At 63.0% G+C, this 21951-nt stretch carries 19 protein-coding genes; 13 read left to right on the top strand and 6 right to left on the bottom strand.

The features are described 5' to 3' along the window. Positions 1 to 106: 106 nt before the first annotated feature. The 3 genes from ACP7B7_RS00740 to ACP7B7_RS00730 all read left to right on the top strand — a co-directional run bounded on the left by ACP7B7_RS00740 (position 107) and on the right by ACP7B7_RS00730 (position 4464). Positions 107 to 1195, top strand: coding sequence for a patatin-like phospholipase family protein (locus tag ACP7B7_RS00740; RefSeq protein ID WP_426075438.1), 1089 nt, complete (start codon positions 107 to 109; stop codon positions 1193 to 1195). Between the two features lie 307 nt (positions 1196 to 1502). After that, positions 1503 to 3212 carry a methyl-accepting chemotaxis protein gene (locus tag ACP7B7_RS00735; RefSeq protein WP_426075437.1) on the top strand — a complete coding sequence of 570 codons (1710 nt, stop codon included), beginning with the start codon at positions 1503 to 1505 and terminating at the stop codon, positions 3210 to 3212. Between the two features lie 97 nt (positions 3213 to 3309). Further along, on the top strand, positions 3310 to 4464 hold the full coding sequence (locus ACP7B7_RS00730; RefSeq protein ID WP_426075436.1) for a tetratricopeptide repeat protein: 1155 nt from the start codon (positions 3310 to 3312) through the stop codon (positions 4462 to 4464). Position 4465: 1 nt separating this feature from the next. Here ACP7B7_RS00730 and hemW read toward each other — a convergent pair whose 3' ends face one another. The 3 genes from hemW to rph form a co-directional block, all read right to left on the bottom strand. After that, positions 4466 to 5746 (bottom strand): radical SAM family heme chaperone HemW, encoded by a 1281-nt coding sequence (gene hemW, locus ACP7B7_RS00725; protein WP_426075435.1) that lies wholly within the window; start codon positions 5744 to 5746, stop codon positions 4466 to 4468. Continuing rightward, positions 5743 to 6327 carry an RdgB/HAM1 family non-canonical purine NTP pyrophosphatase gene (gene rdgB / locus ACP7B7_RS00720; protein ID WP_308924942.1) on the bottom strand — a complete coding sequence of 195 codons (585 nt, stop codon included), beginning with the start codon at positions 6325 to 6327 and terminating at the stop codon, positions 5743 to 5745. Before rdgB ends, hemW begins: the two co-directional genes overlap by 4 nt. Positions 6328 to 6411: 84 nt before the next feature. Then, the gene (gene rph / locus ACP7B7_RS00715; RefSeq protein WP_308924941.1) at positions 6412 to 7140 is read right to left on the bottom strand and encodes a ribonuclease PH; all 729 of its coding nucleotides are present in this window, start codon (positions 7138 to 7140) and stop codon (positions 6412 to 6414) included. Positions 7141 to 7466: 326 nt separating this feature from the next. Here rph and ACP7B7_RS00710 point away from each other — a divergent pair, with 326 nt between their 5' ends. Continuing rightward, positions 7467 to 8357 carry a YicC/YloC family endoribonuclease gene (locus ACP7B7_RS00710; protein WP_065306874.1) on the top strand — a complete coding sequence of 297 codons (891 nt, stop codon included), beginning with the start codon at positions 7467 to 7469 and terminating at the stop codon, positions 8355 to 8357. Between the two features lie 129 nt (positions 8358 to 8486). On the opposite strand, the gene ACP7B7_RS00705 is transcribed toward ACP7B7_RS00710, so the two are convergent. Together ACP7B7_RS00705 and ACP7B7_RS00700 are read right to left on the bottom strand one after the other, a co-directional pair. Beyond that, positions 8487 to 9170: a tetratricopeptide repeat protein gene (locus ACP7B7_RS00705; protein ID WP_426075434.1), complete on the bottom strand. Its 684-nt coding sequence runs from the start codon at positions 9168 to 9170 to the stop codon at positions 8487 to 8489. Between the two features lie 172 nt (positions 9171 to 9342). Beyond that, positions 9343 to 9585, bottom strand: a complete 243-nt coding sequence (locus ACP7B7_RS00700) for a hypothetical protein (protein ID WP_426075433.1) — start codon at positions 9583 to 9585, stop codon at positions 9343 to 9345. On the opposite strand from ACP7B7_RS00700, the gene gmk reads away from it, so the two are divergent. The 3 genes from gmk (at position 9584) to ACP7B7_RS00685 (ending at position 12853) form a co-directional block, all read left to right on the top strand. Continuing rightward, positions 9584 to 10222, top strand: coding sequence for a guanylate kinase (gene gmk / locus ACP7B7_RS00695; RefSeq protein WP_312438342.1), 639 nt, complete (start codon positions 9584 to 9586; stop codon positions 10220 to 10222). The two genes, ACP7B7_RS00700 and gmk, sit on opposite strands and share 2 nt — an antisense overlap. An 87-nt stretch (positions 10223 to 10309) precedes the next feature. Further along, positions 10310 to 10513 (top strand): DNA-directed RNA polymerase subunit omega, encoded by a 204-nt coding sequence (rpoZ, locus tag ACP7B7_RS00690; protein WP_010400723.1) that lies wholly within the window; start codon positions 10310 to 10312, stop codon positions 10511 to 10513. Positions 10514 to 10594: 81 nt separating this feature from the next. Further along, on the top strand, positions 10595 to 12853 hold the full coding sequence (locus ACP7B7_RS00685) for a RelA/SpoT family protein (protein ID WP_426075432.1): 2259 nt from the start codon (positions 10595 to 10597) through the stop codon (positions 12851 to 12853). Between the two features lie 267 nt (positions 12854 to 13120). Here ACP7B7_RS00685 and greB read toward each other — a convergent pair whose 3' ends face one another. Further along, the gene (greB, locus tag ACP7B7_RS00680) at positions 13121 to 13687 is read right to left on the bottom strand and encodes a transcription elongation factor GreB (RefSeq protein WP_426075431.1); all 567 of its coding nucleotides are present in this window, start codon (positions 13685 to 13687) and stop codon (positions 13121 to 13123) included. A gap of 87 nt (positions 13688 to 13774) precedes the next feature. Here greB and ACP7B7_RS00675 point away from each other — a divergent pair, with 87 nt between their 5' ends. From ACP7B7_RS00675 to ACP7B7_RS00650, 6 genes are all read left to right on the top strand, one after another. Beyond that, positions 13775 to 14368, top strand: a complete 594-nt coding sequence (locus ACP7B7_RS00675) for a hypothetical protein (protein WP_426075430.1) — start codon at positions 13775 to 13777, stop codon at positions 14366 to 14368. A gap of 4 nt (positions 14369 to 14372) precedes the next feature. After that, positions 14373 to 15896, top strand: a complete 1524-nt coding sequence (locus ACP7B7_RS00670; RefSeq protein ID WP_426075429.1) for a histidine kinase — start codon at positions 14373 to 14375, stop codon at positions 15894 to 15896. Positions 15897 to 15924: 28 nt separating this feature from the next. Then, positions 15925 to 16572, top strand: coding sequence for a response regulator transcription factor (locus ACP7B7_RS00665; RefSeq protein ID WP_308924934.1), 648 nt, complete (start codon positions 15925 to 15927; stop codon positions 16570 to 16572). 119 nt (positions 16573 to 16691) lie between these two features. Then, entirely contained in the window at positions 16692 to 18344 is a 1653-nt protein-coding gene (locus tag ACP7B7_RS00660) for a GGDEF domain-containing protein (protein WP_426075428.1), read from the top strand. A 319-nt stretch (positions 18345 to 18663) separates the two neighbouring features. After that, the gene (locus tag ACP7B7_RS00655) at positions 18664 to 20121 is read left to right on the top strand and encodes a flagellin (protein ID WP_308924932.1); all 1458 of its coding nucleotides are present in this window, start codon (positions 18664 to 18666) and stop codon (positions 20119 to 20121) included. A 339-nt stretch (positions 20122 to 20460) separates the two neighbouring features. Then, positions 20461 to 21897: a flagellin gene (locus ACP7B7_RS00650; RefSeq protein WP_426075427.1), complete on the top strand. Its 1437-nt coding sequence runs from the start codon at positions 20461 to 20463 to the stop codon at positions 21895 to 21897. Positions 21898 to 21951: the final 54 nt, after the last annotated feature.

Here is a 21951-nt window from a genome sequence, read left to right as displayed (position 1 = left end):
ATGTTTGATCTTCGGATAATAGTAAAAACCGGCAAGATTTGTCGCACGCCTGATCCGTCCACTGGCGCTACAATGGAAAACTGTTTACCAGCCGCGAGCCGCACCCATGTCGCCAAGCACGTCCGCCATCACCATCCGCCTGGGCCGCCGGGCCCGCGCCCGCATCGCCGAGCATGGCTTGCGCGCGCTTGACATCGCCATCGTGCCGGCCGCCGCCGGCGGGCCGAAGGGCTTGATCCTGCACCAGCTGGACTGCTGGCTGTTCGGCGATTTCCTGCCGCGCGCGCCGCGCCGGCGCCAGTTCATCGGCGCCTCGATCGGCGCCTGGCGCATGGCGGCGGCCACCTTTCCCGACCCGGTCGCGGCCCAGCGCCGCCTGGTGCGCGATTACGTGGGCCAGCGCTATCCCGACAAGCCGACGCCGGCCCACGTCAGCCGCACCTGCCGCGCCCTGCTCGACGCCATGCTCGACGGCCAGGATGCGCAGCTGCTGCAGCACGCGCAGCACAGCCTGGCCGTGCTGGCCGTGCGCGGCATCGGGGGCCTGGCCAGCCCCGGGCCATGGCGCGACAAGCGCGGCTTTCTGCTGGCCGCGGCCGGCAATGCGCTGGCGCGCGAGCGCCTGGCCGCCTCGCTGGAAAGGGTGGTGTTCCATGCGGGGCCGGACGGCGCCGGCTGGCTGCGTTCGCGCTTCGACGCCTTCAATGCCCACTTCGTGCCGCTGGCGCAGGACAATCTGCGCGACGCACTGCTGGCCTCGGGTTCGATTCCGCTGGTGCTCGACGCCGTGCAGGATATCGCCGGCGCGCCGCCCGGGCGCTACTGGGACGGCGGCCTGGTCGATTACCACCTGCACCTGCCCTACCAGCGCGAGCCGGATCTGGTGCTGTATCCGCATTTTGCCGACCATCTCGTGCCGGGCTGGCTGGACAAGGCCATGCCCTGGCGCCGCGTGCGCGGCCAGGATGCGGCGCTGGACAACATGATCCTGGTCTCGCCCTCGCCCGCCTTTGTCGCCAGCCTGCCGAACGGCAAGCTGCCCGACCGGCGCGACTTTCCCCATTACGGCCAGGATCACGCGGCGCGCATGCGCGACTGGCGCCGCGCCATCGCCGAAAGCGAACGCATGGCCGCCGCCTTTGCGCACTGGGCCGAGCAGCCGGACCTGCGTCAGGCGCTCGACCTGCACGCCTGAGCGAAAAACAACAGCCGCTCCCGGACGCACCAGGGCGGGGCGTTTTTCATACCGGCAGTCAAATCTCCATGGTAGGATTCGCACATTGCCACCCTTTGTTTTCTTGATCCAAGGCATGGCTTTTTTGCTTATTTTCATTTTTTCCAGCTTTTAGGCTCTACCCCGCCTTCCGAATCTTTCGGCCGGATACCCTCCGGCCCCGCAGCCGCAGCAGCTTCGAACATGGCGCCAGCCATTCGCCATCGTCATGCCCATGTAGCATTTCCAATAGAGAATGCTTTATTGATCACTGTAACCAAAAGACACCATGAAAACACTCTCGAACATTCGCATCGGCGCCCGCCTGGCGATCGGCTTTGCCGTGGTGCTGCTGCTGGCCATCGTGTGCACCTCGTTTTCCGTGATCAGCGCCTGGAGCAACGCCCAGGCGACGCGCGCCATGATGGAAAAGCCGCTGGCCAAGGAGCGCCTGGCGTCCGACCTGTACCTGCTGATCTATTCGGCGGTGGAGCGCACTTCGCTGATCGCCAAAAGCTCGGACGAGAGCTTGTCGGTGACGTTTGCCGACGCCATCGCGGCCGGCACCAAGAAGGGTGGCGGACTGCTGAAACAGGTGGAGGGCATGCTGTCGACCGAGCAGGAAAAAGCCACTTTTGCCTCGGTGATGCAGGTGCGCGGCGTGTACCAGGAGGCCAAGCAGGCGGTGATGGCGGCCAAGAAAACCGGCCAGGCCGCGGACGCCGAGCGCGCCTACACCCAGCAGTACATGCCGGCCGCCGAAGCCTACCAGGCCAAGGTCCAGGGTTTCCTGGCCCAGCAGCGCCAGGCCATCGACGACACCGCCCTGGCGATCGAGCAGGCCAATACCCGCAGCCTGACCCTGACCGCCATCCTGGCCGGCCTGATGATCGTCTTCGGCAGCCTGTGCGCGTGGCTGATCACGCGCTCGATCACGCAGCCGCTGCAGGCGGCCATCGCGGTGGCCACCACCGTCGCCGAGGGCGACCTGCGCACCACATTCGGCCACGCCACGCGCGATGAGGTCGGCGACCTGATGCGCGCCCTGAAGGGCATGAACGATGCGCTGACCAATGTGGTCTCGCAGGTGCAGACGGGCACCCACGCGATCGCCACGGCATCGAGTGAAATTGCGGCCGGCAACCAGGATCTGTCGTCGCGCACGGAACAGCAGGCCAGTTCGCTGGAAGAAACCGCCTCGTCGATGGAAGAGCTCACGTCCACCGTGCGGCAGAACGCCGACAATGCGCGCCAGGCCAACCAGCTGGCCCTGTCCGCCTCGGAAGTGGCGGAACGGGGCGGCGGCATCGTCGGCCAGGTGGTCGACACCATGGGCGCCATCGATGCGTCGTCCAAGAAAATCGTCGACATTATCGGCGTCATCGACGGCATCGCCTTCCAGACCAATATCCTGGCGCTGAACGCGGCCGTGGAGGCGGCGCGCGCCGGCGAACAGGGGCGCGGCTTTGCCGTGGTGGCGACCGAAGTGCGCAACCTGGCGCAGCGCTCCGCCAGTGCGGCCAAGGAAATCAAGAGCCTGATCGACGACTCGGTGGCGCAGGTCAACGGCGGCAGCCGGCTGGTGCAGCAGGCCGGCAGCACCATGAACGAGGTGGTCGACAGCGTGCGCCGCGTAACCGATATCATGGCCGAAATCACCTCGGCCAGCGCCGAGCAGAGCATGGGCATCGACCAGGTCAACCAGGCCATCGCGCAGATGGACCAGGTGACGCAGCAGAACGCCGCGCTGGTGGAGGAAGCGGCGGCGGCCGCCGAAAGCATGCAGGACCAGGCGGCGCGCCTGGCGCAGGTGGCCGGCGGCTTCAAGCTGGAGCAGTCGCTGGCGGTGAGCGCGCCGGCCTCCGTGAAGCCGCGTCCCGCCGTGCATGCCGCGCCGGCCGCGCGCAAAACCATTGCGAAACCGGCCCTGGCAGCCCACCCTGCGCCGCGCAAGGCGCCCGCCATGCCCGCCGGAGAGCAGGACTGGGAAGAGTTCTAAAGACATTGACAGCGGCATTTCCCGTGTCAATACTGGTGGCAGGTGGGCCAGGCGCGCCACCTGCGGCAGTTCGACCAGCGCCTGTGCGGGAGAGACCATGCGCCGCCATTTCAGTACCTTGATCACTGCGCTGTCATGCGCGCTGCTGGCCGCCTGCGCCGCGCCGCCGGCCAGCATCCCCCCGATCTTCACCGACAGCGCCTTTGCGCCGGCCATCGCGGTCGATGCGGGCCAGGTGTTCGCCCTCGATGACGCCATGCGCCAGTATTTGCGCACCGACGTGCGGCGCGAAGCGCGCCTGAAGAATCCGCGCGCCGCGCTGCATGGCGCACTGTATGACGAGGCCCGCCTCAAGCTCGAATACGATGCCGAAATGACGCGCAACGCCAGCGAAACCTTTGCCGCGCGCAGCGGCAACTGCCTGTCGCTGGTGATCATGACGGCCGCACTGGCGCAGGAACTGGGCCTGTCCGTGCGCTACCAGGAAGTGCTCGGCGAAGAAAGCTGGAGCCGCAGCGGCGACATGTATTTTGTCGCCGGCCATGTCAACCTGGTGCTGGGCCGCCAGCGCAATGACAATCCCGGCAACTACGACGTCAACGGCATGATGGTGATCGATTTCCTGCCCTCGAAAGACGTGGCCGGCTACCGCACGCGCGAGCTGAGCGAGGCGACCATCCTGGCGATGTACATGAATAACCGCGCCGCCGAAACCATGCGCCAGGGCCAGCTGCACGCGGCCTACTGGTGGGCCAGGAGCGCCATCGTGCAAGACCCGTCGTTCAGCGGCGCCTACAATACGCTGGGCGTGATCCAGCTGCGCCATGGCGATACCGCAGCGGCGCGCCGCACCCTGGCCCACGCGCTGGCGCGCACGCCGGACAATACGGTGCTGCTGGCAAACCTGGCGCAGGCGCTGGAAGCGTCCGGCATGGCGGAACAGGCACAGCCATTGCGGCAGCGCCTGCTGGCCCTGCAGCCGCAGCCACCGTTCCATTATTTCAATTTGGGCAAGGCCGCGATGGCGCGGCAAGATTACGCGGGGGCCATCGCCCTGTTCTCGCGCGAGATCGCGCGCGACCCGTATTATCACGAATTCCATTTCTGGCTGGCCCAGGCCCACGCGCGGCTGGGGCAGTGGCCGCAAGCCGGCCAGCAGTTGGAACTGGCGATGGCGCAAAGCCTGACCCGCGGCGACCACGCGCTGTATGCCGCCAAATTGCAGCGGCTGCGCGCGGCTGGGCTGCAGTGAATTACTCTTCCAGGAACATCTGCTGCAGGTCGTTGAGGAAACAGAGGCCCAGTTCGGTCGGCCGTATCACCTGGTGATCGCGGTACAGCAGGCCCTTCGCTTCGGCCGCGTTGAGCGGCTGTTCGATGGCGTTCAGCGCCAGTCCCGTGCGCTCGGCAAACAGATTCGGTGAAAATCCGCCGGTCAGGCGCAGGGTGTTGAGCATGAACTCGAAACCCATTTCCTCGCGCGCCAGTTCGCGCTCGTCCTGCACCGGATTGCCCGCACGCACGGCGTCCATATAGGCGCGCGGCTGCTTGTAGCGGGCCTGGCGCAGCACGCGGTGCGGGAACGAGATCTTGGTATGCGCACCGGCGCCGATGCCGAGATAGTCGCCGAACTCCCAGTAATTGCGGTTGTGGCGCGCCTGGCGGCCCGGCTGGGCATAGGCCGACACTTCGTAGCGGCCATAACCGGCCTGCGCGGCGCGCGCGGCCACCATGTCGGCGATATCGGCGCTCTCGTCATCGTCGGGCAGCACCGGCGGATACTTTGCAAACAGGGTGTTCGGTTCCAGTGTCAGATGATACAGCGACAGGTGCGGCGGCGCGAACGACAGCGCCGTCTCCAGGTCCGCCTGCGCTTCGGCCAGGGTCTGCGACGGCAGCGCGTACATCAGGTCGAGGTTGAAATTGTTGAAATGCGCATGCGCGATCTCTACCGCGCGGCGCGCCTCGTTGTCGTCATGGATGCGGCCCAGCGCCTGCAGGTGGCGACCGTTGAAACTCTGGATGCCGACCGACAGGCGGTTGATGCCGCTGGCCCGGTACGACTTGAATTTTTCCGTCTCGAAGGTACCGGGATTGGCCTCCATGGTGATTTCGCAGTCCGGCTCCAAGGGCAGCAAGGTGCGCACGTCGGACATCAGCCGGTCCAGCCCGGCCGCCGACATCAGGCTGGGCGTGCCGCCGCCGATAAAAATGGTGTGGATCCTGCGGCCCCAGATCAGCGGCAGCGCCATTTCCAGGTCCAGCCGCAGCGCCGCCAGGTATTCCTCTTCCGGAAAGCCCTGCTCCTGGCGTACCTCGTGCGAATTGAAGTCGCAGTACGGGCATTTCTTGACGCACCACGGAAAATGGATGTACAGCGACAGCGGCGGCAAGGCCGTCAGGTTCAGGGCGCCCGGCTGCAGATAGCGCAGGGCCGCGCCGGCGGCGCCGGATATGCCGTCCTGCGGCACTGGGGTGTTGGCAGGCTTGCTGCCCGGCCGGGCGATGCTGCCGGCGACTTTGATCGGTATCATCGCAGTTTATCCACCAGCACGCGCAGCGCCTGGCCGCGGTGCGACAGCGCGTTCTTTTCGTCGGCCGTCAGCTCGGCCGCGCACTTGCCCAAGGCAGGGATATAAAAATGCGGATCGTAGCCGAAACCGCCCGCGCCGCGTGGCGTGGCGATCATCTCGCCGTGCCAGCGCGCGTCGGCGATCACCGGCTGCGGGTCGTCGGCGTGGCGCACATACACCAGAACGCAGTAATAATAAGCCGATTTGTCGGCGTGCGGCTCGAGGTCGGCGATCAGTCTGGCGCTATTGGCGGCGTCCGACTTCGGCTCGCCCGCATAGCGCGCCGAATACACACCGGGTGCGCCGCCGAGTGCGTTGACGCACACGCCGGAATCGTCGGCCAGCGCGGGCAAGCCCGTCAGGCGCGCCGCATGACGCGCCTTTTGCAGCGCGTTCTCGACAAAGGTATGAAACGGCTCGTCGGCTTCGGGGACGTCGTATTCGCCCTGGGCGTGCACGGCAAAGCCGATGGTCGAGAGCAGCTCATTGAATTCCTTGAGCTTGCCGGCGTTATTGGAGGCGAGGATGAGGCGTTGGGTCATGTCAGTGGTCCGTGCGGTGGTCCGTGTTAAGTGCCGACATTGTAAACCGTTTGCGCCGCCCTCACCTCGCCGGCAAGCACAAGCTTACAGCCCCAGCGCCTGCTTTTGCAGCCTGACCAGGTCGGCGATGCCGCCCTGCGCCAGGTCCAGCAGGCGATTCATGCCGGCGCGGTCGAACGCCGCGCCTTCGGCCGTGCCCTGCACTTCGATGAAGTGGCCCGCTTCCGTCATCACCACGTTCATGTCGGTATCGCAGTTGGAGTCTTCGACGTAATCGAGGTCCAGCACCGGCATGCCCTGGTAGACGCCGACCGAGATGGCGGCGACAAAGCTTTTCACGGGAATGGCCGTAATCGCGCCGCGTGCCTGCAGCTGTGCAAACGCATCGTAGGCCGCCACCATGGCGCCGGTGATCGAGGCCGTGCGCGTGCCGCCGTCGGCCTGGATCACGTCGCAATCGAGATGCAAGGTACGCTCGCCGAAAGCCTGCAAATCGAATGCGGCGCGCAGCGAGCGGCCGATCAGGCGCTGGATTTCCTGGGTGCGGCCCGACTGCTTGCCGCGCGCCGCCTCGCGGTCCATGCGCGTGTGCGTCGAACGGGGCAGCATGCCGTACTCGGCCGTCAACCAGCCTTGTCCCTTGCCCTTCAGGAAACCGGGCACCTTGTCTTCGATGCTGGCGGTGCAGATGACCTTGGTATCGCCGCACTCGATCAGCACCGAGCCTTCGGCATGCTTGGTGTACTGGCGGGTGATGCGGATGGCGCGCAGCGCGTCGACGGCGCGGCCGCTCGGGCGGGTGTCAAATGTCATGTGGGTGTCCTGTAAGGTTGGAATGCGGCAGCGATTTTAACACCGCGCGCCGGCCGGCCAGCCGGCCATGGCGGCATGGCCGGGCCAGTGAAAAAACAACACGCACACGATCCCGACAATCCTGCCCCGCCCTACACAATTTTCTTTACAATGCCGTAAAACGCACACTATTCAGCAGCATGCGCCATTTCATGCGCAAAAAACAGGCCGCCACATGACGGCGGCCCTGTTTTCAGGGCGCGGGCGGTCTTGCCTGCGCTGGCTGATTAAGTGTATAAGTGACTGTATACAAGACCAAATCGGGGAATCCTTTGAGCATTTCAAGCATGACAGGCTACGCGGTTGCCACCAGCGAAGGGGCTGCAGGCACACTGACAATTGAAATCAAGAGCGTCAATTCACGCTTTCTCGACCTGCAATTCCGCATCAACGATGATTTGCGCACGCTCGAACCGGACCTGCGCGCCGCCGTCATGTCGGCCATCACGCGCGGCAAGGTCGAGGTACGCCTGAGCTTTGGCCGCAAGGCCGCCACCGCCGGCACGCAGGCGCTGAACCTGCCGCTGCTGGCCGAACTGGCGCGCCTGCAGTCGGAAGTGGGCCAGCATTTCGTGTCGGCGCCCGTCATGTCGGTGGCTGAACTGCTGCGCTGGCCTGGCGTCATCGAAGAAGCGCAAGTGGGCCAGGAATCCCTGCAGGCCGACGTCGGCGCCCTGACCAAACGCACGATTGCCGCCTTTGTCGACAGCCGCAAGCGCGAAGGCGCGGCGCTGGAGGCGGTGCTGATCGCGCGCATCGAGGCGATGGAAGCCATCGTCAAGCGCATCACGCCCCTGATCCCGCAAGTGGTCGCCGCCTTCCAGCAAAAAGCCATCGAGCGCATGCAGGACGCGCTGGGCCTGGCCAGCCAGGGCTCGAATTCGGCCCTGTCGCGCCAGGATGCGATGGAACGTATCCGCCAGGAAGTGATTTTGTACGGCATCCGCATCGACGTCTCGGAAGAGCTGGCGCGCCTGTCGGCCCACTTGGGCGAAACGCGCCATATCCTGACCAAGGGCGGCCAGGTCGGCAAGCGCCTGGACTTCATGATGCAGGAACTGAACCGCGAAGCGAACACCCTGGGCGCCAAGGCCTCCGTCAAGGAACTGGCCGACGCCTCGATGGACTTGAAACTGCTGATCGAGCAGATGCGCGAACAGGTGCAGAACCTGGAGTAAGTGCCGCTATCGTCGCAACATCGGGCGGTAGTGACGCGCCGCCCGGCAAGTGCAGGCCTCGAATGCCACGCACGACAGCTATCGCTTTCATTAAGGTCACATGGTTGCCGCAGTGATACATTTCCTCATTTAATGCCTGCCCATCCCCGCACCAAAAGACGTGCCACGGCAACAAAAGACGTCACTCATTTTTTCAACAGTTTTCATTTTTTCAAAAAGCCTGGCTTTCAGTACTTCCCCTCTTGCAAGCTCGCGTTTGCTCATGCGCGACAAGCGCGTGCCAAATTCATCCATACCGCAAAAAAAGTCATGGGGCGCGCAAAACGCATGCCAAGCATAGCCTTGCGCAATATCGTAAACCGGGGAATGTATATCCAAATAATAGGCAACTACGTTGTATTCTGCCTTGGAAAAGCCGCGTTCGGCAGCTCCACGGAATAAATCGAGCAACTCGCCATCACTTGTAATGCCGCCTAACTGCAAAGCGGTAGCGAGATGAAACATGGAAGGTGGAAAAAATTGCTTTGCCGATTTGGACAAATAAAAAATCGCCACGTCCAAGTTGGGATCGTCACAAACCCCATAAAGCGCCTTGATGCCCATCAGATGCTGCGCATGCATATCGCCACCATCTGCACGCCTTTTGACCAACATGTGAGATTCAGCATTGCAGTCTTGCGGAAGCACGACTGCAGTGACCTGACTCGCAGCCACTACCTTATCGGCTGCTCCAGAACGGCTCGCGGTACTACTGCACGCCGATAGCAAAGCCAGTTGTGACAACACAATCAACATACTTTTGTGCATTTTCATTGGATTTCCTTTGTTGTGACCGTCAAGAACAAGAACGCTTATTCGACGCGCAAACATTGGCATGCCCAGGCAGCAAGCACGCCAAGCGCAGTAGAAATAGTCTGAAGCAACGCTACAAGGCTTGTGAAATTTACTGCTATGCAAAGACAGCCGAGCTGCTTTGGCGCAAGTATCAGGCGAAAAACAGGATTGTTTTTACCTGCTGGGAAGCAAAGGCATGATGCTGTGGGAGGTGGTGTCCGGCAGCCACGAGGGGGGCCAGATGGCGCAGGATCAATGACTGCCATTCAGGAAGACAGAAGTCGCAGTTTAAATTGATGACCGGAAAGCGCCGCCTTGGTAAAATACGCCTTTGGGCGCTGCCTTTGCCTGCAACAGCGCGGCCGCCCGCCACAGAATATGGAAAAATACGCATGAGTCACCCTACCGCCTTCTCCGGCAGCCTGTTCGTGGTCGCCGCGCCATCGGGCGCCGGCAAATCGACCCTGGTCAACGCGCTGCTGGCGCAGGAACCGGCCATCAAGCTGTCGATCTCGACCACCACGCGCGCGCCGCGCCCGGGCGAAGAGCACGGCCGTGAATACTATTTCACCAGCGCGGAAGACTTTATCGCGCGCGCCGACAAGGGCGAGTTCCTGGAATGGGCCGAAGTGCACGGCAATTACTACGGCACCTCGCGCATCATGGTCGAGCAGCAGATGGCGGCCGGCACCGATATCTTGCTGGAAATCGACTGGCAGGGCGCGCGCCAGGTGCGTAAACAGTTTCCGCGCGCGGCCGGCATTTTCATCCTGCCGCCGTCGATCGATGCACTGGAAGAGCGCTTGAACAAGCGCGGCCAGGACGAGCCGCACGTGATCACGCGGCGCCTGCTGGCGGCCGGCGGCGAAATCGCCCACGCGCCAGAGTTCGAATATGTTATTATCAATGAAGAGTTTACGGTCGCTTTGTCCGAACTGAGCGCGATCGTGAGAGCGGCCCGTTGCCGGTTTGCGCAACAAGCGGCCCGCAACGCCTCGCTTTTCGCCCAACTGGGTCTGCACGCGGAATAACAGCCCTGCACGACAGCTCGCACAGTGCCACGCACCAGCGCACCAAAGCATCGTTAATCGCACCAATACTATATATTAGGAGTTACCATGGCCCGTATCACCATTGAAGATTGCTTGAAGCAGATCCCTAACCGTTTCCAGCTTACCCTGGCAGCAACCTACCGCGCACGTCAGTTGCTGCAAGGCCACACGCCTAAAGTCGAAGCCAAGGACAAGCCTACCGTGGTCGCACTGCGCGAAATCGCTGCCGGCAAAGTCGGCATCGAGATGCTGAAAAAGGTTCCGATGTAACAGGAGCCCGCGTGCCGGAACAGTGCTGATCCCTGGTTCTACTTTACCCTTTATTCACACTGCGAAGTAACGCGACGTTTTATGAGTCTGACCCCAGCCGACACGACTTCAGCAGCACCGCCGACCCTGGCCCCGCGCCAGGCGGCAAAAGCGCAGGGCGCGCATGCGCCAGGCACTGTCACGCCTCCCGCACCGGTACCCGGCGTGGCCTCGGTCAGCCACCTGGCCGACAAGCTGGCCGAATATCTTTCCCCCTCCGACCTGAAAAAAGTCAAGGAAGCCTACCGCTTCTCCGACGAAATGCACTTGGGCCAGATGCGCCGCTCGGGCGAGCCGTATATCTCGCACCCGATTGCCGTGGCCGAAATCTGCGCCGACTGGAAGCTCGACGCGCAAGCCATCATGGCCGCCCTGCTGCATGACGTGATGGAAGACCAGGACGTCAAGAAAGACGAACTGATCGAGCGCTTCGGCGCCCCCGTCGCGCACCTGGTCGACGGCCTGTCGAAGCTGGAAAAAATCGAATTCCAGAGCCAGATCGAAGCGCAGGCGGAAAACTTCCGCAAGATGCTGCTGGCGATGGCGTCCGACGTGCGCGTGATTTTGATCAAGCTGGCCGACCGCCTGCACAATATGCGCACCCTGGATTTCATGACGGCGGCGAAAAAAGCCCGGATCGCCAGCGAGACCATGGAAGTGTATGTGCCGATCGCGCACCGCCTCGGCCTGAACAATATCTTCCGCGAACTGCAGGACCTGTCGTTCTCGCACCTGCACCCGATGCGCTACCGCACCCTGGCCAAGGCCGTCAAGGCGGCGCGCGGCAACCGGCGCGAAGTGGTCAACAAGATCATGGAAGCGGTGAAAAGCACGCTCTCCATGGCCGAGATCGACTCCGAAGTGACGGGCCGCGAAAAGTCGCTGCACGACATCTATAAAAAGATGCGCAGCAAGCATCTGTCGTTCTCGCAGGTGCTCGATGTGTATGGCTTCCGCGTGGTGGTCAACAGCTTTGCCGACTGCTATGTCACCTTGGGCACCCTGCACAGCCTGTACAAGCCGATGCCGGGCAAGTTCAAGGACTATATCGCGATCCGCAAGCTGAACGGCTACCAGTCGCTGCACACCACCGTCATCGGCCCCTACGGCACGCCGGTGGAATTCCAGATCCGCACCCAGGAAATGCACCGCACGGCCGAATCCGGCGTGGCGGCGCACTGGCTGTACAAGAGCGGCGAATCGAACCCGTCCGACCTGCAGCAGCGCACCCATGCGTGGCTGCAGTCCTTGCTCGACATCCAGCAGCAGACGGGCGACTCGGCCGAGTTCCTGGAACACGTCAAGGTCGACCTGTTCCCCGATTCGGTGTATGTGTTTACGCCGAAATCGAAGATCATCGCCCTGCCGCGCGGCGCCACCGCCATCGACTTTGCCTATTCGATCCACACCGGCATCGGCGACCAGACCGTGGCCGTGAAGATCAACAACGAAACGGCACCGCTGCGCACCGAGCTGCACAATGGCGACATCATCGAGATCATCACCGATTCCGCCTCGCGCCCCAGCCCCACCTGGCTGTCGTTCGTGCGTACCGGCAAGGCCCGGTCGGCGATCCGCCACCACCTGCGCACCATCAACCTGCCCGAGTCGATTTCGCTGGGCCAGCAACTGATGTCGCAGGCACTGCAAACCTTGAACATCGACGCCGACCTGCCGGCGCCGCTGGTCGAACGCCTGCTCAACGAATCGAGCGCCAATTCGCTCGACGAACTGTATGCCGACATCGGCATCGGCAAGCGCATGGCCACCCTGGTGGCGCGCCATATCTTCGGTCTGATCGGCGGCGAAGCGGCCAGCATGCCGGTCGAGCACAACAGCGGCAGCGAGCTCGACCCTGTCACCATCTGCGGCAGCGAAGGCGTGTCGGTACAACTGGCGCCGTGCTGTCTGCCGATTCCGGGCGACCAGATCATCGGCCAGCTGCGCCGCGACCAGGGGCTGCTGGTGCACACCAGCGACTGCACCCAGGCCAAGCGCCAGCGCGTCAAGGAACCGGACCGCTGGATCGCCGTGCGCTGGGGAACCGAGCTGAACCGCCGTTTCGACTGCCGCATCAAGGTCCTGATCAACAGCGAGCGCGGCATCCTGGCGCGCGTGGCCGCCGAGATCGGCGAATCGGACGCCAACATCATCTATGTCGGCATGGACGAAGACAAGGACAACGTCCTCGACCAGCTGCGCTTCACGGTACAGGTCAAGGACCGCGTGCACCTGGCGGCGCTGCTGCGCAATGTGCGCAGGGTGGCCGGGGTCAACCGGATTCTGCGCGAACGGAATTGACCCCAAGGGCAAGGACTGGGGGCAGCCGTTCATGAACGGTTAAGTTGGCGCCCCTGCGCAACATGCACACCGCCAAAAAGGATTAAACCCCAGTCGCCCGCACAGACACCCCGGGCCAAGCGGGCCTGAAAAATGTCGAGGGCAAGGCGCAGCGACGAAGACAGTACGCATGTACGGCGAGGAGCTGCAACGCCGCCATCGGCATTTTCTCAGGCGCGCGTCTCCGGCACGCCATTTTTAGGGTTTTAGGCCTTGTGCCTTTCAATACTACCCTTCCCCCGGCGCCGGATACGTCACCTCCAGCAACTCCAGCTCCTGCGCCCCCAGCGGCGTGTTCAGCACGATCACGTCGCCTTCGCGCGCCTTGGTGATCGCGCGCGCCATCGGCGAGACCCAGCTGATCTTGCCGTTCAGCGGGTCGAATTCGTCGATGCCGACGATGGTGATGGTGTGGCTTTCGCCGTCGCTGGTCAGATAGGTGACGGTTGCGCCGAAGAAGACCTGGTCGTTGCCATGGTGCACGCTGGGGTCGACGATGGCGGCCAGGTCCATGCGTTTGGTGAGAAAGCGGATGCGGCGGTCGATTTCGCGCAGGCGGCGCTTGCCGTAGATATAATCGCCGTTTTCCGAGCGGTCGCCGTTCGAGGCCGCCCAGTGCACGATGCGCACCACTTCCGGGCGGTCGACGTCGATCAGCTGCAGCAGCTCGCTGCGGATGCGCTGGTAGCCGGCCGGCGTGATGTAATTCTTGGCGCCGGCGGGAATCGCCAGCGCCAGCGCGGCGGCTTCTTCATCGTCGTCGTTGTCAGACTCTTTTACAAATGCTTTATTCATCTGCCTATTGTAGCCCCGCCAGCAGGCCCGCACCCCGTGTGCGCGGGCTTTTTTGACGTATCATCGGGAGACTATGTTTGGAGCCGGATGAGAAAACACTACCGTTTCAGGCGCTGGCTGTTCGCGCCGCTGGTCTACCTGGCCGCCATTTTCCTGCTGATCGAGGAATGGCTGTGGGCCACCGGTGCGCGCGCGATACAGGTGGTGGCGCGGTTTCCGCCGCTGCATGCGCTCGAAGCGCGGATACAGCGCCTGCCGCCGTACTGGGCGCTGGCGGTATTCGTGCTGCCCGCCGTGCTGCTGTTTCCCGTCAAGCTGCTGGCCCTGCTGGCGATCGCGCGCGGCCATGCCTTTTCCGGTATCGGCGTGATCGTCGCGGCCAAGCTGGGCGGCGCGGCGGCGGTGGCGCGTCTGTACACCCTGACGCGCCCCACCCTGTTGAGCCTGCCGTGGTTTGCCCGCTGGCATGGCCGCTTCATGGCGATCAAGGACCGCTGGATCGCCCGCCTGCAAGCGACGCGCGCCTGGCGCCGCGTCAGCCGACTGTCGAACTCGCTGGGCCGCGCGCGCCGCGCCTGGTGGCGCCGGCTGCGCATGGGCGCCGGCAAGCGCGGCCGCCACAATTCACGCCCGGCCCGCGTGCTGCGCCGTTTCGCCGCTTTCTGGCGCGCCCGCCGCTGACACCATGAAAAAATCCATCACCATGCTTGACACCCCCCACATGCCCCACCTGGCGCCAGCCCTGCACGCCGCCGCCAGCGACGCCTATCTGTTCGACGCGGCCAGCTGGCAAGTGCTCGACGCCAATCGCGCCGCCTGCGGCCATCTGCACTACAGCCTGCACGAGCTGCAAGCGATGACCTTGCCCCAGCTGGCGCCGCAATGGCCAGCCGGCCAGCCGGCGCTCGACGAGGGCATCGGCGCGCACGCCATCGTACAGGCCCGGCTGCAACGCCGCGATACCGGCATGCACGCCGTGCGCCTGCGCCTGACGCGCACCGAACACCAGGGACGCACGCTGATCCTGGCGCTGGGCGAGGACCTGCGCACGCCGCAGGAGACCGCCGCCGCCCTGGCGCAGGTGCAGTCGCGCTTCAACGCCATCGTCTCCAATACACCGGGCCTGGTGTACCAGTTCAGCGTGACCGCCGACGGGCGCGCCGGCTTTCCCTACCTGAGCGATGGCTGCCAGGCCTTGCTGGGCCTGGCACCAACGCAGCTGCATGCGCAGCCGGAACTGTTCTACCAGCTGATCCTGCCGGAGGACCGCGCCTCGTACCGCGACTCGATGCAGGCGTCGAAGCAGGCGCTGTGGAGCTGGAACTGGGAAGGCCGCATCTGGGTCGATGCGTGGAAAGACGTCAAATGGATCAACCTGCGTTCGACCCCGCGCGCACTGGAACACGGCACGGTGCAGTGGGAAGGCATCATGACGAATATCACCGAAAGCCGGCTGGAACAGATCGAGGTGCGCCAGTCGCGCGCGCGCCTGGCCGAACTGACGGCGCATATCGACAAGGTCAAGGAGCAGGAACGCACGCGCCTGGCGCGCGAACTGCACGACGACCTGGGCGGCAACCTGACGGCGATCAAGATGGCGCTGGCCATGCTGACGCGCCGCCTGCCCGCAGGCGACGCGCTGCTGCAGGAAAAGGCCGGTTATGTCGACGACCTGGTCGACCGCAGCATCGACGCCGTGCACCGCATTTCGCTCGACCTGCGCCCGTCGATGCTGGACCTGGGGCTAGTCGCCGCGCTCGACTGGCAAGTCAGGGAATTCGCCCGCCAGGCCGGCATCGACTGCGCGTTTGCCTCGAACCGCAAGGACATCGAACTGAGCCTGGACCAGGCCACCACCCTGTTTCGCATCGCCCAGGAGGCGCTGACCAATATCGCCAAGCATGCGCGCGCCAGCAAGGTAGCGGTGCGGCTGGACAAGCAGCGCCAGCATATACGCCTGTGCATCAGCGACAACGGCGTCGGCATGCGCCCGCTGGATCGCGCCAAGCCGCAGTCGTTCGGCATCCGCGGCATGAGCGAACGCGCCAGTGCGCTTGGCGGCACCTTGCAGCTGGCCGACGCGGCGGGCGGCGGTACGGTGCTGACCATAAAAATCAGGCTCGCCACGCCCCGAGAGGCGATAATAGCGGCTGCTGCCAATACGCCCACGCAACATGGCCTGCGGCAGCCAGACGTCAGGGAACCATAAAGCAACACATGCAGAAACGAACGCAGTCATGAAAGAAAAAGCCATTATCCGGGTATTCATCGCCGACGACCATGCGATCGTGCGCGAGGGCCTGAAACAGATCCTGGCCGACACCAAGGACATCATCGTCGCCGGCGAGGCCGAAAACGGCCACGATGCGATCAAGCGCTTCCGCGCCTCCAAGTGCCAGGTGATGCTGCTCGACATCTCGCTGCCCGACCGCAGCGGCATCGACGTGCTCAAGCAGATCAAGAAGGAAAAGCCGGAACTGGCGGTGCTGATGCTGTCGATGCACCGCGAAGACCAGTATGCGATCCGCTCGCTCAAAGCAGGCGCGGCCGGGTATCTGACCAAGCAGAGCGCGCCGCGCGAACTGGTCACGGCCATCCGCCAGGTGGCCGAAGGCTTGAAATACATCAGCGCCGCGCTGGCGCAGGAACTGGCCAACACGGTCGGCGAAGACCATGAAACGGCGCTGCACGAAACCTTGTCGGACCGCGAATACCAGACCCTGGTGCTGATCGCCTCGGGCAAGACGGTGGGCGCGATCGCCGAAGAACTGAAGCTGTCGGCCAAGACCGTCAGCGAATACCGCGCGCGGCTGCTGCTGAAAATGAAGCTGAAAAACAGTGCCGAGCTGACCCATTATGCGATCCGCAACCAGCTGGTGGAGTAGCGGCAAGCGGCGTATCGCGCGAATTGGCGGCCCTTCGCCTTGCTTCTCGCACAATAAGTGCTTTGCCAACTCGCATATCATGGGGATAATTAGCAAATATCTAAAAAGGCCGTGCCTCAATGTCCAGTAAATTGCCCTCCCCGCCGGCCAGCGCGCCTGCGGCCGCCGTGAACCCGGCCGTGAATCCGGCCACCAATCCCGCCGAGATTGCGCGCGAAGCGTTTCGCCGCCTGGCGACGCGCCGCATCGCGCCCACGCCGAACGCCTACCGCGACATCTACAATGAAATCGCCGGCATCAGCGAGCCGGCTGACATCGCCGCCCCCGCCGCCGTGCTGGCCGCCAGCACCAGCAGTGAAAAAAGCGCCGACAATGGCGCCGAAAACGTGCTGAGCCAGTTTGCCGCGAAAATGAGCGAGTCCGGCGGCGAGCTGGGCAACTTTGGCCGCCGCTTCCAGCGCGCCCTGAAAGCGCGCGACTGGGACAGCTATGTGCGCACCCTGGCGCAGCTGTCGGAAAAGCAGGCCAGGAAAGGCGGCGGCATCGAATTACCGCCGCTGCCGGACGGCGAACAGACGCGCACGCTGCGAGAACTGCTGAGCCGCACCCTGGGTTTTGCCGTGGCGACCTTGCTGACCGGCACGCCGGCACTGGTGGAGGAAGCCGAATCGCTGGGCGCGGCCATCAAACAGGCGCACACGGAAGACGCACTCAACGAAGCGGCCGTGCGCCTGAAACAGCTGTGCTACCAGATCGAGCTGAAAAGCGGCGATACGGCCGAACAGCAGGAGTTGCTGCTGCGCCTGTTCAAGCTGCTGCTGGACAATGTCAGCCAGTTGCTGGACGACGACAGCTGGCTGCGCGGCCAGGTCGAGGCGGTGCAGAACCTGATCGCCGGCCCGCTCGACCAGCGCGCGCTGGAAGACGCCACGCGCAGCCTGAAGGAAGTCATCTACAAGCAAAGCCAGCTCAAGCACAGCCTGTCGGACGTCAAGCTGACCGTCAAGAACATGATGATGACCTTTATCGACCGCCTGGGCCAGGTGGCGGCCAGCACCGGCGACTTCCATGAAAAGATCGGCGGCTATTCCGACAAGATCAGCCAGGCGGAAAATATTACCGACCTGAACCAGGTACTCGACGACGTGCTGCACGAAACCCGGCTGGTGCAGAGCGAGGCGCTGCGCGCGCGTGACAAGATGGTGCTGGCGCGCCAGGAAGTGCAGGATGCGGAACAGCGCATCCATACCCTGGAAGCCAAGCTCCAGCATATGAGCGAACTGGTGCGAGAAGACCAGCTGACGGGCAGCCTGAACCGGCGCGGCCTGGACGATGTGTTCGAACGTGAAACGGCGCGTTCGGACCGGCGCGGCACGCCGCTGTGCATCGCCATGCTCGACCTGGACGACTTCAAGCGCCTGAACGACACCTATGGCCACCTGGCTGGCGATGCCGCGCTGAAACATCTCGTAAAAATCGTCAAGGACACCTTGCGCTCGATGGACGTGATCGCCCGCTTCGGCGGCGAGGAATTCCTGATCCTGCTGCCGGAAACCACGGTCGAAGCGGCGTCCTCGACCATGACGCGGCTGCAGCGTGAACTGACCCGCCACTTCTTCCTGCACGACAATGAAAAGGTCTTGATCACCTTTTCCGCCGGCGTCGCCCTGCGCCTGCCCAATGAAGACCAGGCCGAACTGGTGAAGCGCGCCGACCGCGCCATGTACCAGGCCAAGCAGACCGGCAAGAACCGCGTGGTGGTGGCCGATTGAGCGGCGCCCCGTCACACGCCATGCCCGCCTTCCGGCGGGCTTTTTTTTGCCTGCCAGCCCGGAAAAGCGCTGTTTTCAGGCCGCGATTTGGCATTTATTTTTTTTATTTTTGCCATAAAGTATCAAAAAACGCTGCCGTATAGAAGCGGCGACGGCAGCGCCTCATAGGGGGAAAGTCGGAAAAAGCGCATTTCCGACCCTAAACTTTTTTGAGCAGCGTCCGTTAATCTTTACAACTACGGTTTGAGTGCCCCAGAGCGCGGGGGCAGACCAAGGTGAGCAGGCACAGAGCCAAAACCCGCACATCGGGAGCATCAAAATGGCCGCAGTTATCAACACCAATATCGCATCGCTCAATTCGCAACGTAATCTGGGCGCATCCCAAGCCGCACTGTCCACCTCCCTGCAACGCCTGTCGTCCGGTCTGCGCATCAACAGCGCGAAAGACGACGCCGCAGGGCTGGCGATTTCCGAGCGTTTCACCTCGCAGATCCGCGGTCTCGATCAGGCTCGCCGCAATGCCAACGATGGCATCTCGCTGCTGCAAACAGCAGAAGGCTCGCTGCAATCGACCGGCGATATCCTGCAACGCATCCGTGAGTTGTCGGTGCAATCGGCCAATGCCACCAACTCGGCCGGCGACCGCAAGGCAATTCAACAGGAAGTGGGCCAACTGCTGTCGGAAGCGGACCGTATTTCGCAAACCTCGGAATTCAATGGCTTGAAATTGCTCGATGGCTCTTTCGGCTCGGCCACCTTCCAGGTGGGCGCCAACGCCGGCCAGACCATCCAGGCCACGACCGCCAATTTCCGCACCAATAACTACGGCAACAATGAAGTGGGTACCAGCGTGCCCACCACCGCCGCGGGCCTGCAATACACCCCTGGATCGTTCAGTATCCAGGGCTTGCAATCGGCCACCGTCGCCGTTAGCAGCGGCGATACCGCACAAATACTGGCCACCAATATCAATGGCGCCAGCGAAAAAACCGGCGTGACCGCCACAGCGAAAACCGAAGAATCGGCCACTTTCATTGCCGGCGGCGTGTACTCGCTGGCCGTCACCTCCGATAACTCCACCGCTGCCAACGTCGCCTTCACCGTGGGCAATCCGCTCAATGCAACGACCTTGGCCGCATCGGTCAGCGCGTTCAACGATGTTTCAGCCTCGACCGGCGTCACCGCCAAGCTCAACAGTACCAACAATGGCCTGATACTGACCAATGCAGCCGGCAACAATATCACGCTGGTCAACGGCAGCACCGATGTGGCGCATACCGTGTCGGCGGCAGCCATCGATGGCGCCGGCAACGTAGGCACACCGTTCGCTATTGCGGGCAGCGGCGGCACGGGTACCACCATGGGCCATATTTCGCTCAACTCCGACAAGGGCTTCTCGATCGGCGGCGTCACGGGCACCAATGCCGTGCCACTCGCTGGCGCCGACTCCAAGCTGAACTCGGTATCCGGCATCGACGTATCGAGCGTCAAAGGCGCCTCCGATGCGCTCAAGGTGCTCGATTCGGCCCTGGCCAGCGTCAACAGCCAGCGCGCCACGTTCGGCGCCTTGCAGTCGCGTTTTGAAACGGCTGTCACCAGCTTGCAATCGACGTCGGAAAACCTGTCGGCTTCACGCTCGCGCATCCAGGACACCGACTTTGCGGCGGAAACGGCCAAGCTGACGCGCGGCCAGATCCTGCAACAGGCAGGCACGGCCATGCTGGCCCAGGCCAACTCGCTGCCAAACGGCGTGCTGTCGCTGCTGCAAGGACGTTAAGCCACCTGACGCGCGCGCCGCCATGGCGCGTTTGCCAACAACACCCATCCCCGGCCGGAATATTTCCGCGCCGGGGATTTTTTTTAATAAAAAAATAATAAAGAATATTTCTTCTATTTAATTTTTTTTCGACCCTAAAGTTTATGGAAATCAAGCCGCTTAAACGCCCTCAGCCATGGCAACTTGAGAGTGAGAAACAAAAATATAGTCGCTTTCCTTTCCTAAACTTTCCATAGGGCATTCCGTTAATGAATATAACTGCGGTGTGAGTGTCCCGGAATGGAGGGGCAGACCAAGGTACCAGGCATCTAGCCAAAACATATAGCAAGGAGCTTCAAAATGGCCTCAGTAATCAATACCAATACCGCGTCACTGAATGCACAACGCAACCTGAGCACGTCGCAGTCCGCCCTGTCCACCTCATTGCAACGCCTGTCCTCGGGTTTGCGCATCAATAGCGCAAAAGACGATGCTGCGGGCCTGGCGATTTCCGAGCGCTTCACGTCGCAAATCCGCGGCCTCGATCAAGCCAAGCGCAATGCCAACGACGGCGTCTCGCTGCTGCAAACGGCCGAGGGTTCGCTGCAATCGACGGGCGACATTCTGCAACGTGTACGTGAACTGTCAGTCCAGTCGGCGAACGCCACCAACTCGGCCGGCGACCGCAAGGCGATCCAGGCCGAGGTTGGCCAGCTGCTGTCGGAAGCCGACCGCATCTCGCAAACCTCGGAATTCAACGGCCTGAAACTGCTCGACGGCTCGTTCGGCTCGGCATCGTTCCAGGTGGGCGCCAACGCTGGCCAGACCATCCAGGCCACGACCGCCAACTTCCGTACCAATAACTACGGCAACAACCAGTCCAGCGCTTCGGCACCAGCCACCTCGACAACTGCCGCTTATACATCGGGTACCTTCGATATCCAGGGTCTGAAAACAGCTCCGGTTGCGGTATCAACCACTGACACGGCGCAAACGCTGGCGGCCACCATCAATGGCAAAACCGCCGATACGGGCGTGACGGCCACGGCCAAAACCGAAGAAGCGGTCGGATTTTCTGCCGGTGGCGTGTACTCCATGCAAGTCACCTCCGATAACAGCACGGCAGCCAACGTTACCTTCACGGTGGGCGCAAATAACGCATCGGGCCTGGCCTCGGCAGTCAGTGCCTTCAATGACCTGTCATCGACCACCGGCGTGACTGCCAAGCTGAATGACGCCAAAGATGGCCTGATACTGACAAATGTTTCCGGCAACAACATCAAACTGGTGAATAAAAGCGCGGCCGATACCTTTACCGCCGCCTCCATCGATTCCGCTGGCGGCGTGGGCACTCCGCAAACTGTGGCCAGTAACGGCACCTCCATCACAATGGGCACTGTCTCGATGAACTCCGACAAGGGTTTTTCGATTGGTACGGTGGCAGCCGGCATGGGCGTAAAATCTGGCGCGGCAACGCTCAATTCGGTGTCCAGCATCGACGTGTCGACCGTCAAGGGTGCGAACGATGCGCTGAAGATTCTCGATTCCGCCCTGGCCAGTGTCAACAGCCAGCGCGCAACCTTCGGTGCCTTGCAGTCGCGCTTTGAAACGGCGGTGAGCAACCTGGAATCGACTTCGGAAAACCTGTCGGCATCGCGTAGCCGCATCCAGGACACCGACTTCGCATCGGAAACAGCCAAGCTGACGCGCGGCCAGATCCTGCAACAGGCTGGTACCGCCATGCTGGCCCAGGCCAACTCGCTGCCTAACGGCGTGCTGTCGCTGCTGCGCGGTTAATTTCCGCCCCGTAGTACCGTAGCTTAGCCCTCCCCGGCCGGTCCAGATATTGCA

The organism is Janthinobacterium sp. PSPC3-1, from assembly GCF_049896105.1.
Taxonomy (GTDB): domain Bacteria; phylum Pseudomonadota; class Gammaproteobacteria; order Burkholderiales; family Burkholderiaceae_D; genus Janthinobacterium.
Note: the sequence above shows the minus strand (reverse complement) of the source record. Positions and strands in the feature narration are given on the sequence as shown.